Consider the following 22,949-nt stretch of genomic DNA (forward strand, 5'->3'; position numbering starts at 1 on the left):
GATACGCTTGAAACGTATCACAAAACAATTGCGTATCGAGATCACGCTATAAACACAGCCACCCTAAAGGCACTTGTCTTCATATCGTCATTCGATACTGTCAGCATGATATACATTGTTAAAGAGCGACTGCCATAAGCAGTGATAAGGCATCGCCGAAGGCGATTGACTTATCACTGCTCATTCAACAGCTACTTGATCAGGTAATTCATTGTGAGCGCTTGCCGGGAGAGTGACGCATCGTTTAAGGAGGTGATCCAGCCGCAGGTTCCCCTACGGCTACCTTGTTACGACTTCACCCCAGTCATGAACCACACCGTGGTGATCGCCCTCCAAAGTTAGGCTAACCACTTCTGGTGCAGTCCACTCCCATGGTGTGACGGGCGGTGTGTACAAGGCCCGGGAACGTATTCACCGTGGCATTCTGATCCACGATTACTAGCGATTCCGACTTCACGGAGTCGAGTTGCAGACTCCGATCCGGACTGAGACCGGCTTTCTGGGATTCGCTTACTCTCGCGAGTTCGCAGCCCTTTGTACCGGCCATTGTAGCACGTGTGTAGCCCTACCCGTAAGGGCCATGATGACTTGACGTCGTCCCCACCTTCCTCCGGTTTGTCACCGGCAGTCTCCCTAGAGTTCCCACCATTACGTGCTGGCAAATAGGGACAAGGGTTGCGCTCGTTACGGGACTTAACCCAACATTTCACAACACGAGCTGACGACAGCCATGCAGCACCTGTCTCTGCGTTTCCGAAGACACCCCGGGATCTCTCCCGGGTTCGCAGGATGTCAAGGGTAGGTAAGGTTCTTCGCGTTGCATCGAATTAAACCACATGCTCCACCGCTTGTGCGGGCCCCCGTCAATTCATTTGAGTTTTAACCTTGCGGCCGTACTCCCCAGGCGGTCGACTTATCGCGTTAACTTCGCCACAAAGTGCACAAGGCACCCAACGGCTGGTCGACATCGTTTACGGCGTGGACTACCAGGGTATCTAATCCTGTTTGCTACCCACGCTTTCGCACCTCAGTGTCAGTGTCAGTCCAGAAGGCCGCCTTCGCCACTGGTATTCCTCCCGATCTCTACGCATTTCACCGCTACACCGGGAATTCCACCTTCCTCTCCTGCACTCTAGCGTGACAGTTCCGGATGCCGTTCCCAGGTTGAGCCCGGGGCTTTCACAACCGGCTTGTCATGCCACCTACGCGCGCTTTACGCCCAGTAATTCCGATTAACGCTTGCACCCTCCGTATTACCGCGGCTGCTGGCACGGAGTTAGCCGGTGCTTCTTCTGCGAGTGATGTCTTTCCTGGCGGGTATTAACCGCCAGGCGTTCTTCCTCGCTGAAAGTGCTTTACAACCCGAAAGCCTTCTTCACACACGCGGCATGGCTGGATCAGGCTTGCGCCCATTGTCCAATATTCCCCACTGCTGCCTCCCGTAGGAGTTCGGGCCGTGTCTCAGTCCCGATGTGGCTGATCATCCTCTCAGACCAGCTACGGATCGTTGCCTTGGTGAGCCGTTACCTCACCAACCAGCTAATCCGACATAGGCTCATCCGATAGCGGGAGCCAGAGGCCCCCTTTCTCCCGTAGGACGTATGCGGTATTAGCCTGGGTTTCCCCAGGTTATCCCCCACTACCGGGTAGATTCCTATGCATTACTCACCCGTCCGCCGCTCGTCAGCGTCCAGCAAGCTGGACCTGTTACCGCTCGACTTGCATGTGTTAAGCCTGCCGCCAGCGTTCAATCTGAGCCATGATCAAACTCTTCAGTTTAAAATCATTGTGATTCTTGCCTGCCCCACATACGAAGACGTGACGCAGAGGCGAATCAATCCTGGCTCAAGGTTCAAACGAATTTGAAGAATTCGAAAATTCTTCTTGTGCGCTTGCCTTGATGTTTGGTGACTTGTCACCCTCATCGGCAAACGCCCACATGAATTACCTGATCAAATTGTTAAAGAGCGGTTTCGCTTCGACTAATACTTGACTCGATGACCTGAGCCGGCTGCCGTAGCGAGGAAGGCGTATTCTACGCATTTCCTGAAGTTTGTCAACCGCCGATTTTGGCGAGTGAAGCGAGCGAACAAAAAACCGCTAACTTCCTGACAAACCGAGAGTTTTCACTCTCATCTACCGCTGGCAACGCCTTGCGTCCCCGGCAGCGGATGCGTACTTTACGGATTCACTGCCGGGAGTGCAAGGGCTTTTTGAAAAAGCTTTATTAAAAAAACACATAAGCGTCACGCCAGCGTAACCTTTAGCGGGCACCGCCCTGCTCGCCCTTGCTTTTAGCCTTACGCACGACCGCGTAAACCGGGCCCGAGAGCACATACGCGCCAAACAGTAGTAATAGCATGACCGGTGGTTCGACCGAGATCATGACAAAACCGAGCACGACGGCCAGCAGTACGACAAAAGGCACCGGCTTTTTGAAGTCGAGCTCCTTGAAACTGTAGTAGCGAATGTTGCTCACCATCAACACGCCTGCCGCGCCCACCACGACCAGCATTAAAAGTTTGAAGCCAAAGGCATCGGCATCGAAGCTGTGGAAGGTCCATACGCTGGCGGCAACCAGTGCGGCGGCGGAAGGGCTTGGCAAGCCGATGAACCACTTCTTGTCGGTACTGCCGATCTGCACGTTGAAGCGCGCCAATCTGAGCGCGGCACAGGCAACGTACAAGAAGGCGACGACCCAGCCGGTCTTGCCGATATCCTGAAGAATCCAGCTAAACGCCACCAATGCCGGGGCCATGCCAAAGGAGATCATGTCGGCCAGACTGTCATACTCGGCGCCGAAGGCGCTTTGCGTATTGGTCATGCGCGCCACGCGGCCATCGAGGCCGTCGAGCACCATGGCGATGAAGATAGCCACCGCCGCCGCGCTAAAATCACCGTTGATACCGGCGACCACCGCAAAAAAGCCGGAGAAGAGCGCGGAGGTCGTAAACAGGTTGGGCAGCAGGTAAATGCCTTTGCGGCGGATCTTCTGACCGTCTTCGACGGCTTCTTCGACGACCTCGGTTTCGCGCAAAAATGCCGTGGCGAGATCTTCGTTGCTGACCGACTCGCTGTCCTTCTCTGGATTATAAGGCGGCGGAGTATGTCCTGGCTCTTGGTCGCGAGCATCCTGAGTCATAAGCGTCATCCCTAATGTGAAGTCATGTATAGGCAGGTTTTCATTCTACACGCTACCCGGCCAACGGCTACCGCTATTGGCACCCGGCACCCAACGCAAAAAGGGCGCGATAAACGCGCCCTTCTTTAATAGCAACCAACTCGACGATACAGGTATCGAATCAGTTTTTGCTCTTGTCGACCAGCTGGTTGGCCGCGATCCACGGCATCATGCCGCGCAGTTTGGCACCGACCTGCTCGATTTCGTGCTCGGCGTTCAGACGACGGCGCGCGGTCATCGAGGGGTAGTTGGAAGTACCTTCGCTGATGAACATCTTGGCATACTCGCCAGTCTGAATGCGCTTGAGCGCATTGCGCATCGCCTCACGAGACTGTTCGTTGATCACTTCGGTGCCGGTCACGTACTCGCCGTACTCCGCATTGTTGGAGATCGAGTAGTTCATGTTGGCGATGCCGCCTTCATACATCAAGTCGACGATCAGCTTGAGCTCGTGCAGGCACTCGAAGTAGGCCATTTCCGGCGCGTAGCCCGCTTCGGTCAACGTTTCGAAGCCCGCTTTCACAAGCTCGACCGCGCCACCGCAAAGGACTGCCTGCTCGCCGAACAAATCGGTTTCGGTTTCATCTTTAAAGGTAGTTTCGATGATACCGCTGCGACCACCGCCCACGCCCGCGGCGTAAGAGAGCGCGAGTTCCTTGGCGTTGCCGGATGCATCCTGGTGAATGGCGATTAGATCCGGGATGCCGCCGCCTTTGACGAACTCGGAACGCACGGTGTGGCCCGGCGCTTTCGGCGCGATCATGATCACGTCCAGGTCCTGGCGCGGCTCGATCTGGTTGTAGTGAATGTTGAAGCCGTGGGCAAACGCCAACGTCGCGCCCTCCTTCAGGTTCGGCTCGACTTCCTGCTCGTAGATCGCTTTCTGATTCTCGTCCGGGGCGAGCAGCATCACCACGTCGGCGGTTTTGCACGCATCGGCAACGCTTGCCACGTTAAGACCCGCCGCTTCGGCCTTGGAAGCAGAGGAAGACCCCTGGCGCAGCGCCACAGTGACATCGACACCGGACTCTTTCAGGTTGTTGGCGTGGGCGTGCCCCTGGGAGCCGTAACCCACGATGGTGACCTTCTTGGCCTGGATCAGGGAAAGGTCGCAATCTTTATCGTAAAAAACGCGCATGGTGGTCTCCTAAAAGTCGTTATCGAATCGTGTCTTTTTTAAACCGTTTATGCGAAACGGCTTCAGCGTTGCTGGCCAACCGAGCCGTGGTGCGGCGTCGGTATGTGGCGATGAGTTAACTCTACGCCGCGCCAATCGTTGCGTAAAACGCTATATTTGCAAGATACTATTTCAAATAGTGAAACACAGAGACTGCGATGGACTTCCGCCTGTTTAAACACGCCCTGGCGCTTTCGGATACGCTGCACTTCGGCCGCGCCAGCGAGCTTTGCCACATAAGCCCCTCGACGCTTAGCCGTTCGATCCAGCAGTTGGAAAGCGAATTGGGCGCGCGGCTTTTCGAGCGCGACAACCGCCATGTGACGCTTACCCCCCAGGGGGAAGCATTTCAGCGCTACGCCCGGGAAGCACTCGAGCAGTGGGAGCTTCAAAAGCGCACCCTGGCCGCCGGAGCAACGGAGCTTTTCGGTGAAATCAGTATTTACTGCTCGGTAACCGCCAGCTACAGCTTCCTGTACGAACTTTTGAGCGACGTACGCCAACGCCACCCCGGTATCGAACTCAAGTTACACACCGGCGACCCGGCCGAGGCGATGTCCCGCGTGCTGGAAGGCCAGGACGACATGGCGATCACCCCGCGCCCGCGCATCCCGCCAAGCGCCCTCACCTTCAAATCCCTCACCCGCTCGCCGCTGCTGTTTATCGCACCGATGCACGCTTACGCATGGCTGCCCCAAGCACCGGCAAGCTCCACCGCCGAGCAATGGCGAAAGGTGCCGATGATTCTCTCGGAAGCCGGATTATCGCGGGAGTACGCCAACACCTGGTTCAAGGCGATGGGCGTGGCGCCACGCATCTACGCCCAGGTGGCCGGGCACGAAGCGATCGTCAGCATGGTGGCGCTGGGCTTTGGGGTCGGAGTAGTGCCCAAAATCGTGCTGGATAACAGCCCGCTGGCCGGACGCGTGCAGGTTCTGCCGGTCAAACCCGAGCTCCCCCACTACGACGTAGGCCTTTGCGTGCTCAACCGGCGCTTGAAAACACCGATGATCGATGCTTTTTGGACCGCTATCAACGAACGCTGAAATAAGAGAAAGGCTCAAACAGCTACTTGCGTGCACATAAAAGCAAACGCAGTCAGACACAACAGTACCAGCGGTGCTTATTAGAATAAATTTTGTAAGCACTTGACTTGTTGCGACGACCTTTTCATGCAAGGACTCAGGCTCAAAAGGATTCGTCGAGATAGCTTTTTTCTTTTAAAGCATTAATCAGATGATCGTAATCAGCCCCTCCATACCGACTCTCTCTATCATGAAAATTTTTAATTGTATCAAGTGCAGATCTACCGGTTACTTCATTGGTTAGGGTAGGATCTGCGCCGGCCTCAATGAACATTAGAGCGGTTTTATACTCACTGCCGGAGATTGCGTTCATTAATGGCGTCCGTTGTAACTCACCTCTAAAGTCCACATCTGCACCGTGCTCAATTAAAAGTCTAATTTGATCAATATATACGTCTGTATGACGTTCAAACAGCAATGTTTCATCGACATTGACCAGTGTATTCGGGTCTGACCCAGCCTCTAGCGCCGCCTCAAGAAAAGCCGAATTTTGGTTTGTGAAAGCCAAGTGGATTAAATGAGCGGTAATTTTACTGGGCTTACTCTCTTCGACGACCACCAGGTTAGGGTCTCCGCCGTTCGCCAGCAAATAACGAAAGCCATCGATATTGGCCCCCATGGTATCCATAGCAGACCAGAATAGCGGCGTCATGGCATCTTCACCCGCTGTATTGGGGTCGGCGCCCTGATCGAGTGCTTGTTGCATAGCCTCAATATCGCCCCGCCCGGCGGCGACAGCCAATGCTCGCTGGGCAGGTTCGGAAAAGTAGTAGCCCGGATCCGTTGAATAGGAAGGCGAATTGACACATGCAGGCAGTGCCATGGCCATCAACAGAATTGCGGTCCACATTTTAAATAACGGCATAAAATCTCCATTCATTATTCAGGCCATCGTTCGGATATCATTCGAGGCCGCAGGCACTATGGTTACTAACAGCAGCAGCATTCCCCCACTGCTTTTCGAGCCCTGTACCACCTGAGCACTCATTAATCGGCAAAACTATTGACTAACCATTTCGTTCAGGCGACCCTACTTTAACTTAATTTGATAAAACCAGGATAGAAAACCGATGCATAAAAAACCGCTCTTCATGACAGCAGCCGCCCTATTGATTGCCAGCAGCACCGCCCACGCGGATTACTACAACAGTTACGGAGCACGGGTAGAATCTCTAGGTTCTCTCGATAAAACAGACTCCTGCGCAATGGCATCAGAAATCACAGAACAAATACTAGCTATCCATAAGGGAGGCCATCCTGCGATGGAAACCCTAGAAGGTGATGAACTGGATGCGTCTCTAGAAGAAGCAGAGGCTAACCATCATTTGAACGCTATAGAGCTATCTATTGTGAAAGCTTATTCGTATGACCTGGATCAATTCTCTTCCCCCGAAGAATTCAAAGAACAATTCTATCAAGACTGTCTAGAGGAAAAATAGCTCCAGACCTCTGATACTCAATTCAAGCTATCAATGCAGCATCTGCGATATTCAGGGCTTCTGAATCATCAGCCAGCGCCTGTGCCAATGCTTTCCAATCGAGGAGCTTTCTGGTCGGTCATTCAACTCATTGACCACTCGTCGCCCCTCGGTATGTTTTATGCGTTGCCAAGCCCCACACCTTTGACTAACCAAGAGCCAACCAGAATGCACCATAAGCAACTACTTACCACAGCAGCCGTTTTCCTGCTCAGCTGTAGCGTCGTACAAGCTGATACCTTCGATAGTTTTGGAGCACGTACCAGCGACACTATCGAATCTTATAATGGCACCACAATAACTTCACATGCCTATTCTCGCCCCCAATCGTGCGAAATGGCAGCTGCAGTGGCTGGGATGTTGATGCGAGAGCACTTGTCCGGCAGCACTGTATCCAGAGATTTTGAAGAAGAAGAATTAGAGAAAGCCAAACAAAAGGAGACGAGTGATTCTTATTCTCATGATCTCGCCCTAGCCAAGGCGTCTACTTATGACCTGAATATGTTTTCTTCCGTGGATGATTTTACCGACCAGTATCATCAGGACTGTGTGGCTTTTGAAGGAGACGAGTAGCTTTTATATGGCTACCGCAACCACAGTATGTTCTACCGTCGGCTGCGCGCTGAGGCCTTCCATGGGGTAGTCGGTGAGATTGACTAACCCCATTCATTAAAAAAACCGGTCAACTGGCGTTGACCGGTTTTTTCGCTAATGACAGCGGGTACTTTCGCTCAGATTAAAGCGACAGCACCTTATCCCCCCGGGCAATACCCGAGACCCCGGTGCGCCCTACTTCGAGAATGCCGACCGGCGCCATCGCCTGAAGGAAGGCGTCCAGCTTGGCGGCGTCGCCGGTGATTTGCACGGTGTAGAGACTCGGGGTGACGTCGACGATCTGCGCGCGGAAGATATCCACCGTGCGCTTCACTTCGTCCCGGGCCGCGCCCAGCGCTTTGACCTTCACCAGCATCAGCTCGCGCTCGATGTGGTTGCCCTCGGTCAAATCGACCAGCTTGACCACGTCAATCAGCTTGTTGAGGTGCTTGGTGATCTGCTCGATCACCCGGTCGTCGCCCACCGTCGTGACCGTCAGCCTTGAGAGCGACGGGTCCTCGGTGGGCGCCACGTTGAGGGTTTCGATGTTGTAATTACGCTGAGAAAACAAGCCCACCACACGTGATAGCGCACCCGGTTCGTTTTCCAGAAGAATCGAGATGATATGACGCATCAGGTACGCTCCGTTTTAGACAGCAGCATGTCGCGCATCGCGCCCAGGGGCACCTGCATCGGATAGACGTGCTCGAAGGGGTCGACCTTGATATCCAAAAACACCAGCTCGTGCTTGTCGGCAAAGGCCCGCTCCAGCGCCGGTTCGAGCTCCTCCATGGTGGTCACGGTGATCGCGGTGAAGCCGTAGGCCTCGATCAACAGATGAAAATCCGGTAGCGACTCCATGTAGGAGTGGGCGTGGCGCGACTTGTAGTTCAAGTCCTGCCATTGGCGCACCATCCCCAGCGACTGGTTATTCAGATTGACGATTTTGACCCCCACCCCGTACTGCTTACAGGTCGAGAGCTCCTGCATCATCATCTGGAAGCTTCCTTCGCCGGTGATGCACACCACGTCGTCATCCGGGTAGCTCTTCTTGATGCCCATGGCCGCCGGAAAACCAAAGCCCATGGTGCCAAGGCCGCCAGAGGTGACCAGCCGGTTGGGCTTGTCGAACTTGTAGTACTGGGCGGCAAACATCTGGTGCTGGCCCACGTCGGTGGTGACGAACGCCTCACCCCGTGTGACACGGCACACTGCCTCGACCACTTCCTGGGGCTTGAGCGCCTCACCGGTTTTGGAAGGCTCATAAAGCTTGCCTTCACGCTCAAAGCGCCAGCCGTCGATTTTCTCCCACCACTCGCTAAGCGCCTGGGCGTGCTCCACCGTACGGCCCTGGGTCAGGCTGATCATCTCGTTGATGACGCCCGCCGCGGGGCCGACGATCGGCACGTCCGCGCGCACGGTTTTGGAGATCGAGCTTGGGTCCACGTCCACATGAATGATCTTGGCCGTGGGGCAGAACTTGGAGGTGTTGTTGGTCACCCGGTCATCAAAACGCGCACCAATGGCGATGATCAGATCCGCGTGGTGCATGGCCATGTTCGACTCATAAGAGCCGTGCATCCCCAGCCACCCCAAGCACTGCTTGTCGCTTTGCGGGTAGGCGCCAATGCCCATCAAGGTGGTGGTGATCGGAAAGCCGAGCTTTTTGACCAGGTCGGTCAGGCCTTCACTGGCATTGCCCGTCACCACGCCGCCGCCGGTATAAAAAACCGGGCGCTTGGCCTTGAGCATCAGCTCCACGGCCTTTTTGATCTGGCCGGTATGGCCGCGGTTGACCGGGTTATACGAGCGCAGCTTGACCTTTTTCGGGTAGGTGTACTCGTAGCGCTCGGTCGGGGCGGTCATATCCTTGGGAATATCGACCACGACCGGGCCCGGGCGGCCGGTCGAGGCAAGATAAAACGCCTTTTTCAGCACGTCCGGAATCTCGGAGGGGTGACGGATCGAGAAGCTGTGCTTCACGATCGGGCGCGTCACGCCCACGATATCGGTTTCCTGGAAGGCGTCTTCGCCAATCAAGTGGCTCGCCACCTGGCCGCACAAAACGACCATGGGAATGGAGTCCATGTAGGCGGTGGCGATGCCGGTCACGGCGTTGGTCGCCCCGGGCCCGGAGGTCACCAGCACCACGCCGGGCTTGCCGGAGGCGCGTGCGTAGCCATCGGCGGCGTGGGTCGCTGCCTGTTCGTGGCGAACGAGGATATGTTTGACATCGTCCTGGCGGAAAAGCGCATCGTAGATATGCAGCGCCGCCCCGCCGGGGTACCCATAAATATATTCGACGCCCTCGTCTTTCAAGAAGCGGGCGATCATGTCTGCGCCGGAAAGCAGTTCCACAGTAATTCTCCCCTAAAGGTCTCGAGTGCGATCCGCAGATAGCTGCGGTGTCGAGTGCGGCGGTATGCCGCTGCCGGCGGTGCCGACACCTGATGCCAAACCCTGGCATACGGCCCGGTTAGGGCCTGCACTCTCATCGGAAGCGGGCCTTCGAGGCTACTTCCTCTCGCGGCGGTTCGCCGCGTCGGGGCGTTGGCCAAACCACGCGGTTAGCGGGGCCTGGAAGTCCTTCGGCGGGTAAAGGCGTAAGCCTACCCTTCACGCGGGGATAGGGGATTACCCGAGGGGTCCGCGTCCGCAAATCAGGAACCCACAAGATTCCAATAGCGCGCCTGGCGTGTCAACCTTTCATCGCCCCAAAGAAGGGCAGTCGCACCAAAACTGGCGAAAAAACCAGTTACTTACGAAAAAGCCCCGCCACGGCAAGCCGGGCGGGGCCAGGGGGCTCATAAAGGCCAGTTCATCAAACGCGGATCAGGCAAACACCAGCCGCCCTTCCTCGGCGCTAATGTGAATGGTCGCGCCCGGGGCGTACTTGCCGGCCAGCAGGTCCTGGGCCAGCGGGTTTTCGATACGGCTTTGAATCGCCCGCTTGAGCGGCCTTGCGCCATAGACCGGGTCAAAGCCCACGACGGCCAACTGCGCCATGGCGTCATCGCTAATCGCCAGACGCAAGCCATGCTCGGCGAGGCGCGCCTTGAGGCGCTCGAGCTGAATGGACGCAATCGCCTGAATCTGGGTTTGGCCCAGGGCGTGGAACACCACCACTTCGTCGATGCGGTTGATGAGTTCCGGCCGGAAGTGGTTGCCTACCACCTCCATCACCGCGCTCTTCATCGTCTCATAGCCGGTCGCTTCATCGCCGGTATCGCCGCCCATACGCTGGATGATGTCCGAGCCCATGTTCGAGGTCATGACGATCACGGTGTTACGAAAGTCCACCGTACGGCCCTGGCCATCGGTCAGGCGGCCGTCTTCGAGCACCTGCAGCAAAATGTTGAATACGTCCGGGTGGGCTTTCTCCACCTCGTCGAGCAGCAGCACCGAGTAGGGCTTGCGGCGTACCGCCTCGGTAAGATAACCGCCCTCTTCATACCCCACGTAGCCGGGGGGCGCGCCGATCAACCGCGCCACGGAGTGCTTCTCCATGAACTCGGACATGTCGATACGTACCATCGCATCAATGGTGTCGAAGAGGAAGTTGGCCAGCGACTTGCAAAGCTCGGTCTTGCCCACCCCGGTTGGGCCTAAAAACAGAAACGAGCCGTTGGGCCGGTTGGGGTCCGAAAGCCCGGCCCGGGAGCGGCGCACCGCGTTGGCCACCGCTTCCACTGCCTCGTCCTGGCCGATGACCCGCTCGTGCAGCGCCTCTTCCATGCGTAAAAGCTTGTCGCGCTCGCCTTCGAGCATCTTGGACACCGGAATACCGGTCCAGCGTGAAACGACCTCGGCGATCTCCTCTTCGGTCACGTTGGAGCGAAGAAGCTGGTGGCTGGCGGTGTCGGCTTCTCCCTCGCCACTCTCGGCAATTTTCTTCTCGAGCTCAGGGATTCTGCCGTACTGAATTTCCGACATCCGGCCCAGATCGCCCTGGCGGCGCGCCTGCTCCAGATCGGTACGGGCCTGCTCCAGCTCGGCCTTGAACTGCGCCGCCCCCTGAATACTGGCCTTTTCCGCCTTCCAGATCTCGTCGAGGTCGGCGTACTCGCGCTCGAGATCCAGGATATGGCCGCTTAGCGCCTCTAAACGCTTTTTGGTCGCTTCGTCGGTCTCTTTTTTGAGCGCCTCGCGCTCCATCTTGAGCTGGATCAAACGGCGGTCGAGGCGATCCATCGCTTCGGGTTTGGAGTCGAGCTCCATGCGGATGCGCGAGGCGGCCTCGTCGATCAGGTCGATCGCTTTGTCCGGAAGCTGCCGGTCGGTGATGTAGCGCGTAGAAAGCTTGGCCGCGGCGATGATCGCCGAGTCGGTGATGGCTACGCCGTGGTGCACTTCGTAGCGCTCTTTAAGGCCGCGCAGAATCGCCACGGTGTCCTCTTCCGAGGGTTCATCGACCAGCACTTTCTGGAAACGGCGCTCCAGGGCTGCGTCCTTTTCGATGTACTTGCGGTACTCGTCCAGGGTGGTCGCGCCCACGCAGTGAAGCTCGCCTCGGGCAAGCGCGGGTTTGAGCATGTTGCCGGCGTCCATCGCGCCTTCGGCCTTGCCCGCCCCTACCATGGTGTGCAGCTCGTCGATGAAGAGGATCACCCGACCCTCCTCCTGGGCGAGCTCCTTGAGCACCGCTTTCAAGCGCTCCTCGAACTCGCCGCGAAACTTGGCGCCGGCAAGCAAAGAGCCCATGTCGAGCGAGAGCACGCGCTTGTCTTTCAACCCTTCCGGCACCTCGCCATCCACGATACGACTGGCCAAGCCCTCGACGATGGCGGTCTTGCCCACGCCGGGCTCGCCGATCAATACCGGGTTGTTCTTGGTGCGCCGCTGGAGGACCTGAATGGTACGGCGAATCTCGTCGTCGCGGCCGATCACCGGGTCGAGCTTGCCGTCCAGCGCCCGCTGGGTAAGATCCATGGTGTACTTGTTGAGCGCCTCGCGCTGATCTTCGGCGTTGGCATCATCGACGTTGGCGCCGCCGCGAAGGCCCGTAATCGCGGCTTCCAGCGCCTGGCGGTTAAGCCCGGCCTCTTTCAGCGTTTTGGCAAGCGCACCGTTATCCAGCGCCGCCAACAGCACCAGTTCGCTTGCAATGAACTGGTCGCCACGCTTTTGCGCTTCTCGGTCGGTGAGGTTGAAAAGCTTGACCAGATCCCGGGAGGGCTGCACGTCGCCATCGAACTGGCCAACCTTTGGCAGGTTGTCGAGCTGACGCTTGAGGCCCTCGCGCAGGCGTGAACTCGAACCCTGGGCTTTTTCGACCAGCGCCTTAATGCCGGTGTCTTTGGCATCCAGCAGTGCGGTCAATAGGTGAACCGGTTCCAGCTGATTATGGCCCTGGCCGACGGCCAGCGACTGTGCATCGGCAATGGCGGCTTGTAGTTTGGCGGTGAATTTATCGAATCGCATGACATTCTCCTGGGGAAAGCCGCGCGTTTGGACGCGGGCGTGGCCCTAACGAAGGTTTAATCTGCCAGGTGCGCTTTTTATGAGAACCCTCTAAAAAGTTATGGGAACGCTCTAAAAAGGCATTGGCTTGACAAATTAAATGGTGCCGATTCAGCGCCCTTTCAAGAGGTGGCCCTGTCGAAGGGCTTCACCTTTGGGACTTTTTAATCGCTTAGGCCGAGACATCCTGCAACCAAACCACGCTTGCCATGCGCCCGGTAGCGCCAGCATCGCGCCGGTAAGAGTAAAAGCGCGGCTCGCAGGCGGTGCAGAAATGACCGCCGCTGATGTGGTGGATGCCAAGCGCGGCCAGGCGAAAGCGCGCCAACCGGTAGAGATCCGCCATGTAGTGGTTCAGCCGGTAGGGGCTATGCTCGAAGGCCTCGATGGTTTCCGGGTGGGCGCCCACGAAGGCGCCGTACACCTCCGGGCCCACCTCGAACTGGGCGTTGGAAATCGCCGGGCCCAGCCACACCAGAATATCGTCGGCGGGGCAGTTCATCGCGGCCACGGTCGCTTCCAGCACGCCGCCGGCAAGGCCTTTCCAGCCCGCGTGGGCGACCGCCACTTGGCTTCCCTGGCGGTTACAGAAAAAAACCGGCAGGCAATCAGCGGTCAGCACCACGCAGGCGTAGTGCGTTGACGTGGCAATCGAGGCATCGGCTTTGGGCGGCGTGGCCTGATAGGTTTGCTGGACCCGCGCGCCATGGATCTGGTCGAGCCACAAGAGCGGGCGGTCGTCGCCGATTTCCTTGTGCAAAAGCCGCCGGCAAAGGGCTACGTGGTCCGGGTGGTCGCCCACGTGATTTGCCGGGTTGAAGGCGGCGAAATCTCCCTGGCTCGGGCCGGTTTCGCGGGTGGTGACAAACCCGCGCACGTTGGCCGGGGCAGGCCAGTCCGGCTCGACGAGACTCGGATGAAGATCGATGGCATCGCTCATCGCTTGGTCTCGCTGTCTTCGCGCAGGTAGTCCAGTAGCATCAAAAGCTCATCGGGAAGCGCCGCCCTGAACGTCATCGGCTCCTCGGTGATCGGATGAATGAAGCTGAGTTTACGGGCGTGAAGGGCCTGGCGAGGGAACTCGCGCAGAATTTCCTTGAGCGGCTCGCTCGCCCCGGGCGGAAGCTTGGCACGCCCGCTATAGAGCGGATCACCAATCAGCGGGTAGCGCGCGTGGGCCATGTGTACACGAATCTGGTGGGTGCGCCCGGTTTCCAGCTGGCAGCGCACGTGGGTGTGGGCGCGAAAGCGCTCGACCACCCGGTAGTGGGTCACGGCGGGCTTGCCCGAAGCGGTGACCGCCTGGCGCTTGCGATCCTTCGGATGGCGCCCAATGGGCGCATCGACCGTTGCCCCGGAGACGGGCTTGCCCAGCACCACCGCATCGTACTGGCGCGAAACGCTGCGTGCCTGAAGCTGCTCGACCAGCCGGGTCTGAGCGGTCAGCGTTTTGGCGACCATCATCAACCCGGTGGTGTCTTTATCCAGCCGGTGAACGATGCCCGCCCGGGGAATCTCGGCAAGCGCGCCGTGATGAAACAGCAGCGCGTTCAAAAGCGTGCCGTCCGGGTTGCCCGCCGCCGGGTGAACGACCATATTGGCGGGCTTGTTCAGCACGATCACCGCCTCGTCTTCATACACGATATCCAGGGCGATCTCCTGGGGGGCAAAGCGCGTGTCGTCTTCCAGGGTGGTATGAAGATGCAGCGTTTCCAAACCGTGAAGCTTGGCTTTGGGCTTGGCCGCCGCGCCGTCCACGGTCAGCTCGCCGGCATTGATCCACGTTTTCAAGCGCTCGCGGGAGTATTCGCTGAACAACTCGGCCGCGGCCTGGTCCAACCGAGCGCCGGCCAGGGCAGCGGGCACCTGGCGCGTGGCTTCGATGATGTGCGACATGCAAAACCTCTTTAAGACACAGAACCCCGAACGAAACGCCAGGATGCCTGCGTTTTGCGCCAAGGTGTTTTATAGTGGGCCAATTGCGACCTATTCTACCATTTCTACTTATGGCCATCTTCGCTTTTCGGTGATTGAGGCTTGTTTGCAACGAGGATGATGATGCGCGTTTTCTCCACTGCCCACCGCTTTGGCGCCGTAGCCTTGAGCCTGGCCCTGTTGGCCGGCTGCGCCAGCAACAATAACGACGACGCCGAGCAGGACGAAGGCGAGTTCGGCGGGGTGCAGGAGCGCGAGCTCTACGAGCTTGCCCGCACCGCGCTTGAAGACAACCGCTACCCCATCGCCATCGAGCGGCTGGAAGCGCTGGACACCCGCTACCCCTTCGGCGCTCACGCCGAGCAGGCGCAGCTCGAGCTGATCTACGCCTACTACGAAAACGGCAACTGGGAAGAGGCGCGCGCCGCGGCCAGCCGCTTCATTCGCTTGCAGCCCGACCACCCCCAGGTGGATTACGCCTACTACCTGCGCGGCCTGTCGGCCTGGCAGGCCGGGCGTTTCAGCCTCGAGCGCCTGCGCCTGATCGATATATCCAAGCGTGACCTTGGCGCCTCGCGGGATGCCTATAACGATTTCCGCGAGCTGATTCAGCGCTTCCCGCAGAGCGAGTACGCCCCGGACGCCCAGCAGCGCATCGTCTACCTGCGCGAGCTTTTGGCCCAGCACGAGCTGCACGTGGCGGATTACTACCTGCGTCGCGGCGCCTATCTTGCCGCCGTCGAGCGCGGCCGCTGGGTGATCGAGAACTTCCCGGAAGCCAACGCCACCCGCGACGCCCTGGCCACCATGGTCGAAGGCTACCAGGGCCTGGGCATGAACGACCGCGCCGAAGAAGTGCTCACCGTACTGCGCGAAAACGCCCCCAACCACGACCAGCTTCGCGGCGACCGCTTCGTTCCCAAACACGTCTCCGCTAACCGCTAACGCCGGACACCCGACGCCTTAACGGCAGGCGTCGGGCCGCTGCCCGCAGAAGAGACACCGTTTAGCCGGTCGCCGTTTGAGCCATAAATTGTACAAACGCCTTTTGGACGCGCGTGGTCCAAAAGGCGTTTTTTTATGCTTATTCTGACGTTTGGTATTACCCGGCCCGCCGCCCAATCGCTATAACAATCGGTAATATTTAACTACAATTATTATTTGTACAAATATCGTACAAATAACTAACCTCTCTCCTGCTGCCGTATAACTAAAAACACTTTGGGACTGCCCGACTCGAGCAGCCCACGAAAAAAGAACACTCCACAGCGAGGGAACGCGCTTGAACACGTTACGCTCTTGGAAAATCACCACACGCCTGACCGTCGGTTTCTCCATTGTCTTGGTCCTGCTGGCCATGCTCACCGCGATAGGGATCTATCAGGTCAACCAAATCAGCAACGACCTGACCGAAATCAACGACATCAACGGCAACAAACAGCGCCAAGCGATCGACTGGCGGGGCAGCGTACACGACCGCGCCATCGCTTTGCGCGATATCGTCATCACCACCACCGCTGAGCAGTACCGCGCGTTAAATGGTGAAATGCAGCGTCTGCAAGATGACTACCGTAGCGCCTCCCAGGCAATGGCCAGCATCGTTCAAAGCGCACCAGGGCCCGCTCAGGAGGCAAGCATCATCGAGCGCATCGAAGCCCAACAGGCGCTGACTCTGGGCTTGACCGAGGCCGTCATCGAAGCCCGGCTCGCGGGGGATTTCGCCGCCGCCCAAACGCTTTTGATCGAACAGGCAGGCCCCGCTTACGCGCAGTGGCTTTCGCAAATCAACGAATTCATCGATCTTCAGGGGCAGCTCAATGATGTGACCACCGACCACGCCCGGGAAACCGCGGCTGGTTTCGAGATGCTGATGATCGGTTTGACGCTCGCGGCGCTGCTGCTGGGCGGGCTCATCGCGTTCTACCTATCGCGGCAACTGTTGGGCGAACTGGGCGCCGAACCCGACCAGGTGCAGGCGTTCTCGAGCGCTATCGGCAACGGTAACCTGGCGGTGGCCGACGAGCGCCGTCAGGCACAGCCAAATACCCGGGAACGCGGCATCATGGCCTCGCAAATGGCCATGGCCGAGCAGCTTCAGCGTATCGTTTTGGACGTGCGCACCTCTGCCGAGGCAGTAGCCAGCAACAGCGAGCAGATCGCCGAGGGGAATAACAACCTCGCCTCGCGCACCGAGCAGCAGTCAAGCGCGCTGGCCCAAACCGCTGCCGCCATGGAAGAGCTCAGCAGCACCGTGACCCAGAATGCCGCCAACGCCGAGCAGGCAAGCCGGGAAGCAAGCCAGGCCGCCGCGACTGCAAAGGAAGGCGGCAAGGCGGTCAACGAGCTTGCCACCACGATGAACGAGCTCGACCAAAGCTCTCAGGAAATCGCCGGTATTATCTCGACCATCGACGCGATCGCTTTCCAGACCAACATTCTGGCGCTCAACGCCTCGGTCGAGGCGGCGCGGGCCGGCGAGCACGGCCGCGGCTTTGCCGTGGTGGCCAGCGAAGTGCGCAGCCTTGCCCAGCGTAGCGCCAGCGCCGCCCAGGAGATCAACGCGCTGATCTCCAGCAACCTGGAACGTGTGAAACACGGCAACGAGCGTGCCAGCCACGCCAACCAGTCCACCAATGAGATCGTCAGCGCTATCGAGCGGGTCAATGTGATCATCGGCGAAATCAGTAGCGCCAGCGTCGAACAGAGCGCCGGTGTTCAGGAGGTCAATCAGGCCGTCTCCGAGATGGACCAGATGACCCAGGATAACGCCACTTTGGTCAATGAAAGCGCGGCCGCCGCCAACACGCTGCGCCAAAATGCCCAGGCACTGATGCAGACCATGCAGATATTCAAGCTGCCCCCGTCTACCAGCCAGCCATTACGCGACACGCCCCGCCGCGAAGCGCCCAAGCCAAGCGCGCCTGCCGAAACCAACAAGGCGCTAGCATCGTCCTCCTCCGAGCCCGCTTGGGAGAGTTTTTAAGAAAAGCTTTTGAAAAGAGCTCTTGAGAAAAGCTTTTGAGAAGAACGCTCAAACGACGTTCAAACCCCATTCGAAGGCCACCCCTTAACCAAAAAAAGCCAAACAGCGTTTGGCTTTTTTGTTGGGCCGAGCTTTAAGGTTCAACGCTTGGGTCAATCGCCGGGCTGCCAGCCGTTGACGATGGGGTAGCGACGGTCGCGGCCGAACCCGCGCGCGGTCACGCGAACGCCGACCGGTGCCTGGCGGCGCTTGTATTCGCAGCGGTCCACCAGTTTCACGACCTGGTAGACATCGTCTTGCGAAAAGCCCTCGGCGATGATCGCCTCGGCGCTCATGTCGCCCTCGATGTAGCGCGAGAGGATCGCATCGAGCAAGGCGTAGTCGGGCAGTGAGTCGCTGTCGTTCTGGTCCGGGGCGAGCTCGGCACTCGGCGGGCGCTCGATGACGCGCTCGGGCACCGCCGGTGACTGGGTGTTGCGCCAGCGCGCCAGCCGGTACACCCAGGTTTTATATACATCCTTCAAGGCATTGTAGCCGCCCACCATATCGCCGTAGAGCGTGGCGTAGCCCACCGCCATTTCGCTCTTGTTGCCGGTGGTCAGCACCATCAAGCCTTTCTTGTTGGAGATCGCCATCAACAGCACCCCGCGACAGCGCGACTGCAGGTTCTCCTCGGTCGTGTCTTGCTCGGCGCCAGCAAAGCTCTCGGAAAGCGTCTGGGTGAAGGCCTCGACCATCGGCTCGATCGGCATGACATCGAAATCGACGCCCAGCATCTCGGCCTGGGCGGCGGCGTCCTGCTTTGAGATATCCGCGGTGTAGCGGTAAGGCATCATCACCGCATGCACGCGCTGCTCACCCAAGGCGTCCACCGCGATCGCCAGGGAAAGCGCCGAGTCGATCCCGCCGGAAAGTCCCAGCACTACGCCACTGAAGCCGCTTTTATTGACGTAGTCGCGAACGCCGGTCACCAACGCGCAGTAAAGGCTCTCCTCCGCCGAGACGTCGGGTTCGATTTCGCCGGCCTCGGGGGCCCAGGCGTTTTCCGGGGTCTGAGTGAGGCGCACCGGCATCAACCCTGCCTGCCAGTAAGGCGCGAGTATCTTGAGCTCGCCTTTGGCATCGACCACGCTCGAGCCGCCGTCGAACACCAATTCGTCCTGGCCGCCAATGGTGTTGACGTAGACGATGGGGCGATTCACGGCCTGAGCGCGCTGGGTGAGCAGGCGCCGACGCTCGCCGGGCTTTTCCTGATGATAGGGCGAGGCATTGAGCACCACGAGCGCATCGGCGCCTTGCCCACAGGCGGCCTCGATGGGCGCGCTCTCCCAAAGGTCTTCGCAGATCAGAAGGCCGAGTTTGGCGCCCTTGTGCTCGAATACCAGCGGCGCATTGCCGGGCGTGAAGTAGCGCTGTTCGTCGAACACCTGGTAATTGGGCAGCGCCTGCTTGGCGTACTCCGCCTGCCACTCGCCGTTATAAAGCACCCCGGCCAGGTTGAAACGCTTCCCATCGCGAACGCCGGGGTAGCCAATGATCACCAGCACGTCCTTGACGACCTTTTGCGCCATGGTGTCGCGGGCCTCTTGCAGGCGCGACTCCATCGAAGCCCTCAATAAAAGATCCTCCGGCGGGTAGCCGGTCAAGAAAAGCTCGGGGAATACCACCACGTCCGCCCGGTGCTCGATACGCGCCTCGCGCACGGCTTCGATCGCACGGGCGGCATTACCGGGAATATCACCGACCAAAGGGTCGAGTTGGGCCATGACCAGCGTTAAGTCTTGCATGGGGGGTAAAATCTCTTGAGAATCCTTGAAACATACCGTTTGGACGCCACGCGATGGCACTCAAAGCCCAGCCTCCAAACCGTACCGGCAAGCGGGTATTGTCCCGCAAGCGCCCGTTACTGGCAAAGGCTCTGGCGATAAACGCACGCATTCGAACACGCAGTATTTTACACACCCACTTTCCCGCCCGGGAGCGATAAAAGGATGAACCTGTTGATCATTCGGCTACTTATTTTTGCGGTGGTGTTCTACGTTGGCCTGAAACTTTACGGCATGTACCGCCAACACAAGCTCTCGCAAAAAACGGATGCGCCCGAGCGCGTCGAAGGCGGCACCATGGTGCGCTGCCGCTGGTGCGAGGTGCATGTACCGGAAAGCGAGGCGCTGCGCTTTGAAGAAAAGTGGTTTTGCTCAGCCGCCCACCGGGAGCGCTACATTCAGGAGCAAAAGAAGGACGGCCCCGCTTAGAGGACGAGCCGCTCTTGAGTGGGTACATACGGCGTCGGGTCGATCAGTGGTGGGCGCTTTAACAGCGTATCGACCAATAAATGGGTAGATGCCGGCGCGAGCACCAGACCATTACGATGGTGGCCCGCGTTGATATAGAGCGACGCGTAGCCGGGGAGCGCGCCGATGAACGGAAGCCCGCCGGGCGAGCCCGGGCGCAGCCCGGACCAGTGGTGCGCTACCGGGTAACCGGCAAGCGCGGGAACGATCGCCTCGGCGCTTTGCTTGAGTGAGACCAGCGCCGCCTCATCAGTGGTTTTATCGAACCCGGCTTCTTCCAGGGTCGAGCCCACCAGCAAAAGCCCATCGCTGCGGGGAATGATATAGCGCCCATCCTTGAGCACCACCCGCTGTACAAGCCCCGGCGGGGCGCGGTAGGCAATCATTTGCCCTTTGACCGGGCGTACCGGCAAGCGGATACCGAGCGGTGCCAACAGCGCAGCACTCCAGGCGCCGGCGCAGAGCACGGTGCGGCCGGCCAAAAGCGGGCCCTGAGGAGTATTCACCCCCGCAATGTCGCCGTGTCGTTCGATGAGCCCTTCGACCGGCTGCCCCTCGCAAAGCGTCACGCCCGGCATGGCGGAGAGCCTGGCGCGCAGCGCCTGGCCCAGCCGCGGGTTGCGCACGCTGCCAAGCGTTGGCATCCAGAGCGCGCCGCTACCCGCCTCGGCCTGGGGCTCCTTTTCGTGAACGAAGGCGGCGCCCACGCGCTCGAGCGGTTTCCCCATTTGATGCGCCCAGTCCAGCGCCGCCTCGTCATCCTCGACGCTCAAATACAAAAGCCCTTTCTGGCGATACTCCGGGTCGATGCCGGTCTCTTCCAACAGGCGCAAGGCAAGCGCCGGGTAGGCGCCCTCCGACCAGCGCGAAAGCCAGGAAATGGCCGCCGAGTGGCGCCAGGGATAGAGCGGCGACACGATACCGCCCCCCGCCCAGGAGGCCTCTTGCCCGCAGGTGCCGCGCTCGACGATGCACACCGTCTGGCCGGCATCGGCAAGCTGTAGGGCGGTCATCATGGCGATGATACCGCCACCCACTATCAAGAAATCACTCACAAGGCCTGTCCCTTTTTACCTACAGCTAACTACGCCTGAACCTACACCAGGCTCCGCTTACGCCTACGCCCCGCCCAAGCAAAGCGCTCTAACCTGAAGAGAGGTCCGCCAGGGTGAGCCCATGCATAAAGCACTCCTATCCCACCATCGCCGCTCGCGTTACGCCAGCGCCCAGGCAGCGCACGACGCGCATCGCGACAGAGGGATGACGTTTTTGGAGCTGGTCGTCGCACTCTTCATTATGGGCTTATTGACCACCGGCGCCCTTCCCCACCTTCAGGCGCTAAACCAACGCACGGCGCTCAAAGGCGAGATCAATCGCTTTCAGCGGGCATTCTCGCTGGCTCGCAATACGGCCATTACCCGGCGCGAGACCGTCACTCTTTGCCCGGTTACCGCCGCCTTTCGCTGCAGCGACGACTGGAGCCTGCCGCTGGCGGTGATCGACGGCGCGCCTCGTCAAAGCGCCGAGCCCCAGCGCATCCTGCGGATTTTCCCCGCGCACCCGAAAAGCCGCATTACCTACAACCGCCAATGGCGCCAGGTACGCTACACGCCGCTGGGCCACGCCAGCGGCTATAACGGCAGCTTCAAGCTCTGCAGCGGCGCCAATGCGGGTAAAGAGCTGGTACTAAGCCAGCTGGGCCGGCTACGGGTAGACAGCGCGTCAGTGCCCTGCGCCGACCCTTGAAGCGCTGTTAGAATCAGCCAATGCCGTCGAGGTAGCGCTCGGCGTCGAGGGCTGCCATGCAGCCGCTACCTGCGGAGGTAATCGCCTGGCGGTAGATATGGTCCATTACGTCGCCGCAGGCAAACACGCCGGGCACGCTGGTGGCGGTGGCGTTGCCTTCGAGACCGGAATTCACGGTAATGTAGCCGCCCTTCATGGCGAGCTGGCCTTCGAAGATACCGGTATTGGGGCTATGGCCAATGGCAACGAAAAGCCCAGGCGCGTGGAGCTCCTTGACGGTGCCATCGAGGGTCGACTTCAGCCGCACCCCGGTCACGCCGCTGTTATCGCCCAGCACTTCGTCGACCTGCTGGAACCACTCCAGCGCGATCGTACCGGCCTCGACCTTCTCCTGCAGTTTGTCCTGCAGGATTTTCTCCGCGCGCAGGGTGTCGCGGCGGTGTACCAGGGTCACCTTGGAGGCAATATTGGAAAGATAGAGCGCCTCTTCCACGGCGGTGTTACCGCCCCCCACTACCACGACTTCCTGATTACGATAGAAAAAGCCGTCGCAGGTCGCGCAGGCGGACACGCCCTGGCCCATGAACTGCTGCTCGGTGGGCAGACCCAGGTAGCGGGCGCTGGCGCCGGTGGCAATGATCAGCGCATCGCAGGTGTAGGTGCCGCTATCGCCTTTCAAAGTATAGGGTTTTTCGCCTAAGCTGACTTCATGGATATGGTCGAACAGCACCTCGGTATTGAAGCGCTCGGCGTGAGCTTGCATCTTTTCCATCAGCGCCGGGCCCTGGATGCCCTCGGCCTCGCCCGGCCAGTTATCCACATCGGTGGTCGTGGTCAACTGGCCGCCCGCCTGCAGCCCGGTAATCAGCAACGGCTGCAGGTTGGCGCGCGCGGCGTACACCGCCGCGGTGTACCCGGCAGGCCCGGAGCCAAGAATAATCAAACGTTCATGACGCGTTTCCATGACACCACCTATATCGAATAAAACGGATGGCCCGGCCAGCGCGATGCGAGTA

General features: G+C 59.1%; 18 protein-coding genes and 1 rRNA gene. 7 read left to right on the top strand and 12 right to left on the bottom strand.

Going from position 1 to position 22,949, the window contains the following annotated elements; all coding sequences use genetic code 11:
* Window positions 1–245 precede the first annotated feature (245 nt).
* The 3 genes from ACWHRL_RS14835 to ilvC all read right to left on the bottom strand — a co-directional run bounded on the left by ACWHRL_RS14835 (window position 246) and on the right by ilvC (window position 4,319).
* Window positions 246–1,779: ribosomal RNA gene (locus tag ACWHRL_RS14835) — 16S ribosomal RNA — on the bottom strand.
* 484 nt (window positions 1,780–2,263) lie between these two features.
* Window positions 2,264–3,142 (bottom strand): CDP-diacylglycerol--serine O-phosphatidyltransferase, encoded by an 879-nt coding sequence (pssA, locus tag ACWHRL_RS14840; RefSeq protein WP_447894278.1) that lies wholly within the window; start codon window positions 3,140–3,142, stop codon window positions 2,264–2,266.
* A 160-nt stretch (window positions 3,143–3,302) separates the two neighbouring features.
* Entirely contained in the window at window positions 3,303–4,319 is a 1,017-nt protein-coding gene (gene ilvC / locus ACWHRL_RS14845; RefSeq protein WP_447529862.1) for a ketol-acid reductoisomerase, read from the bottom strand.
* A 197-nt stretch (window positions 4,320–4,516) separates the two neighbouring features.
* Between ilvC and ilvY the strand changes: the two genes are divergently transcribed.
* Window positions 4,517–5,404 carry an HTH-type transcriptional activator IlvY gene (gene ilvY / locus ACWHRL_RS14850; protein ID WP_447894279.1) on the top strand — a complete coding sequence of 296 codons (888 nt, stop codon included), beginning with the start codon at window positions 4,517–4,519 and terminating at the stop codon, window positions 5,402–5,404.
* A gap of 142 nt (window positions 5,405–5,546) precedes the next feature.
* Here ilvY and ACWHRL_RS14855 read toward each other — a convergent pair whose 3' ends face one another.
* Window positions 5,547–6,308, bottom strand: a complete 762-nt coding sequence (locus tag ACWHRL_RS14855) for an ankyrin repeat domain-containing protein (protein ID WP_447894280.1) — start codon at window positions 6,306–6,308, stop codon at window positions 5,547–5,549.
* Between the two features lie 205 nt (window positions 6,309–6,513).
* Here ACWHRL_RS14855 and ACWHRL_RS14860 point away from each other — a divergent pair, with 205 nt between their 5' ends.
* Together ACWHRL_RS14860 and ACWHRL_RS14865 are read left to right on the top strand one after the other, a co-directional pair.
* Window positions 6,514–6,882: a hypothetical protein gene (locus tag ACWHRL_RS14860; RefSeq protein ID WP_447894281.1), complete on the top strand. Its 369-nt coding sequence runs from the start codon at window positions 6,514–6,516 to the stop codon at window positions 6,880–6,882.
* A gap of 207 nt (window positions 6,883–7,089) precedes the next feature.
* Complete coding sequence (locus ACWHRL_RS14865; RefSeq protein ID WP_447894282.1) at window positions 7,090–7,494, top strand: hypothetical protein; 405 nt, start codon at window positions 7,090–7,092, stop codon at window positions 7,492–7,494.
* A 163-nt stretch (window positions 7,495–7,657) separates the two neighbouring features.
* Here ACWHRL_RS14865 and ilvN read toward each other — a convergent pair whose 3' ends face one another.
* The 5 genes from ilvN to rluD all read right to left on the bottom strand — a co-directional run bounded on the left by ilvN (window position 7,658) and on the right by rluD (window position 14,871).
* Window positions 7,658–8,149 carry an acetolactate synthase small subunit gene (gene ilvN, locus ACWHRL_RS14870; protein ID WP_447529874.1) on the bottom strand — a complete coding sequence of 164 codons (492 nt, stop codon included), beginning with the start codon at window positions 8,147–8,149 and terminating at the stop codon, window positions 7,658–7,660.
* Window positions 8,149–9,873 (bottom strand): acetolactate synthase 3 large subunit, encoded by a 1,725-nt coding sequence (locus ACWHRL_RS14875; protein ID WP_447894283.1) that lies wholly within the window; start codon window positions 9,871–9,873, stop codon window positions 8,149–8,151. Before ACWHRL_RS14875 ends, ilvN begins: the two co-directional genes overlap by 1 nt.
* A gap of 474 nt (window positions 9,874–10,347) precedes the next feature.
* Window positions 10,348–12,936, bottom strand: a complete 2,589-nt coding sequence (clpB, locus tag ACWHRL_RS14880; RefSeq protein ID WP_447894284.1) for an ATP-dependent chaperone ClpB — start codon at window positions 12,934–12,936, stop codon at window positions 10,348–10,350.
* A 211-nt stretch (window positions 12,937–13,147) separates the two neighbouring features.
* Window positions 13,148–13,915, bottom strand: a complete 768-nt coding sequence (gene pgeF, locus ACWHRL_RS14885; protein WP_447894285.1) for a peptidoglycan editing factor PgeF — start codon at window positions 13,913–13,915, stop codon at window positions 13,148–13,150.
* A complete protein-coding gene (gene rluD / locus ACWHRL_RS14890) occupies window positions 13,912–14,871 on the bottom strand; it encodes a 23S rRNA pseudouridine(1911/1915/1917) synthase RluD (RefSeq protein ID WP_447529878.1) in 960 nt (319 codons plus the stop codon). Before rluD ends, pgeF begins: the two co-directional genes overlap by 4 nt.
* A 162-nt stretch (window positions 14,872–15,033) precedes the next feature.
* Here rluD and ACWHRL_RS14895 point away from each other — a divergent pair, with 162 nt between their 5' ends.
* Both ACWHRL_RS14895 and ACWHRL_RS14900 read left to right on the top strand, forming a co-directional pair.
* On the top strand, window positions 15,034–15,855 hold the full coding sequence (locus ACWHRL_RS14895) for an outer membrane protein assembly factor BamD (RefSeq protein ID WP_447894286.1): 822 nt from the start codon (window positions 15,034–15,036) through the stop codon (window positions 15,853–15,855).
* 337 nt (window positions 15,856–16,192) lie between these two features.
* Window positions 16,193–17,893 carry a methyl-accepting chemotaxis protein gene (locus ACWHRL_RS14900; RefSeq protein ID WP_447894287.1) on the top strand — a complete coding sequence of 567 codons (1,701 nt, stop codon included), beginning with the start codon at window positions 16,193–16,195 and terminating at the stop codon, window positions 17,891–17,893.
* 152 nt (window positions 17,894–18,045) lie between these two features.
* Here the strand turns inward: ACWHRL_RS14900 and ACWHRL_RS14905 are convergent, their stop codons facing one another.
* Window positions 18,046–19,680, bottom strand: coding sequence for an NAD+ synthase (locus tag ACWHRL_RS14905; RefSeq protein ID WP_447894288.1), 1,635 nt, complete (start codon window positions 19,678–19,680; stop codon window positions 18,046–18,048).
* Between the two features lie 204 nt (window positions 19,681–19,884).
* On the opposite strand from ACWHRL_RS14905, the gene ACWHRL_RS14910 reads away from it, so the two are divergent.
* The gene (locus tag ACWHRL_RS14910; RefSeq protein ID WP_447894289.1) at window positions 19,885–20,148 is read left to right on the top strand and encodes a PP0621 family protein; all 264 of its coding nucleotides are present in this window, start codon (window positions 19,885–19,887) and stop codon (window positions 20,146–20,148) included.
* Here the strand turns inward: ACWHRL_RS14910 and thiO are convergent.
* A complete protein-coding gene (gene thiO / locus ACWHRL_RS14915) occupies window positions 20,145–21,242 on the bottom strand; it encodes a glycine oxidase ThiO (RefSeq protein WP_447894290.1) in 1,098 nt (365 codons plus the stop codon). The two genes, ACWHRL_RS14910 and thiO, sit on opposite strands and share 4 nt — an antisense overlap.
* Before the next feature lie 121 nt (window positions 21,243–21,363).
* Here thiO and ACWHRL_RS14920 point away from each other — a divergent pair, with 121 nt between their 5' ends.
* On the top strand, window positions 21,364–21,933 hold the full coding sequence (locus tag ACWHRL_RS14920) for a GspH/FimT family pseudopilin (protein WP_447894291.1): 570 nt from the start codon (window positions 21,364–21,366) through the stop codon (window positions 21,931–21,933).
* Between the two features lie 13 nt (window positions 21,934–21,946).
* Here the strand turns inward: ACWHRL_RS14920 and trxB are convergent, their stop codons facing one another.
* On the bottom strand, window positions 21,947–22,897 hold the full coding sequence (gene trxB / locus ACWHRL_RS14925) for a thioredoxin-disulfide reductase (RefSeq protein WP_447529884.1): 951 nt from the start codon (window positions 22,895–22,897) through the stop codon (window positions 21,947–21,949).
* Window positions 22,898–22,949 lie beyond the last annotated feature (52 nt).

Source organism: Vreelandella sp. GE22 (assembly GCF_968212445.1).

Bases quoted from the DNA above. Each gene is read 5' to 3' on its own strand.
- ACWHRL_RS14895 (WP_447894286.1), top strand. From the start codon at position 15,034: ATGCGCGTTTTCTCCACTGCCCACCGCTTTGGCGCCGTAGCCTTGAGC.
- pssA (WP_447894278.1), bottom strand. From the start codon at position 3,142: ATGACTCAGGATGCTCGCGACCAAGAGCCAGGACATACTCCGCCGCCT.
- ilvN (WP_447529874.1), bottom strand. From the start codon at position 8,149: ATGCGTCATATCATCTCGATTCTTCTGGAAAACGAACCGGGTGCGCTA.
- rluD (WP_447529878.1), bottom strand. From the start codon at position 14,871: ATGTCGCACATCATCGAAGCCACGCGCCAGGTGCCCGCTGCCCTGGCC.
- ACWHRL_RS14855 (WP_447894280.1), bottom strand. From the start codon at position 6,308: ATGCCGTTATTTAAAATGTGGACCGCAATTCTGTTGATGGCCATGGCA.
- ilvY (WP_447894279.1), top strand. From the start codon at position 4,517: ATGGACTTCCGCCTGTTTAAACACGCCCTGGCGCTTTCGGATACGCTG.
- ACWHRL_RS14860 (WP_447894281.1), top strand. From the start codon at position 6,514: ATGCATAAAAAACCGCTCTTCATGACAGCAGCCGCCCTATTGATTGCC.
- ilvC (WP_447529862.1), bottom strand. From the start codon at position 4,319: ATGCGCGTTTTTTACGATAAAGATTGCGACCTTTCCCTGATCCAGGCC.
- clpB (WP_447894284.1), bottom strand. From the start codon at position 12,936: ATGCGATTCGATAAATTCACCGCCAAACTACAAGCCGCCATTGCCGAT.
- ACWHRL_RS14920 (WP_447894291.1), top strand. From the start codon at position 21,364: ATGCATAAAGCACTCCTATCCCACCATCGCCGCTCGCGTTACGCCAGC.
- trxB (WP_447529884.1), bottom strand. From the start codon at position 22,897: ATGGAAACGCGTCATGAACGTTTGATTATTCTTGGCTCCGGGCCTGCC.
- ACWHRL_RS14865 (WP_447894282.1), top strand. From the start codon at position 7,090: ATGCACCATAAGCAACTACTTACCACAGCAGCCGTTTTCCTGCTCAGC.
- ACWHRL_RS14905 (WP_447894288.1), bottom strand. From the start codon at position 19,680: ATGCAAGACTTAACGCTGGTCATGGCCCAACTCGACCCTTTGGTCGGT.
- ACWHRL_RS14910 (WP_447894289.1), top strand. From the start codon at position 19,885: ATGAACCTGTTGATCATTCGGCTACTTATTTTTGCGGTGGTGTTCTAC.
- pgeF (WP_447894285.1), bottom strand. From the start codon at position 13,915: ATGAGCGATGCCATCGATCTTCATCCGAGTCTCGTCGAGCCGGACTGG.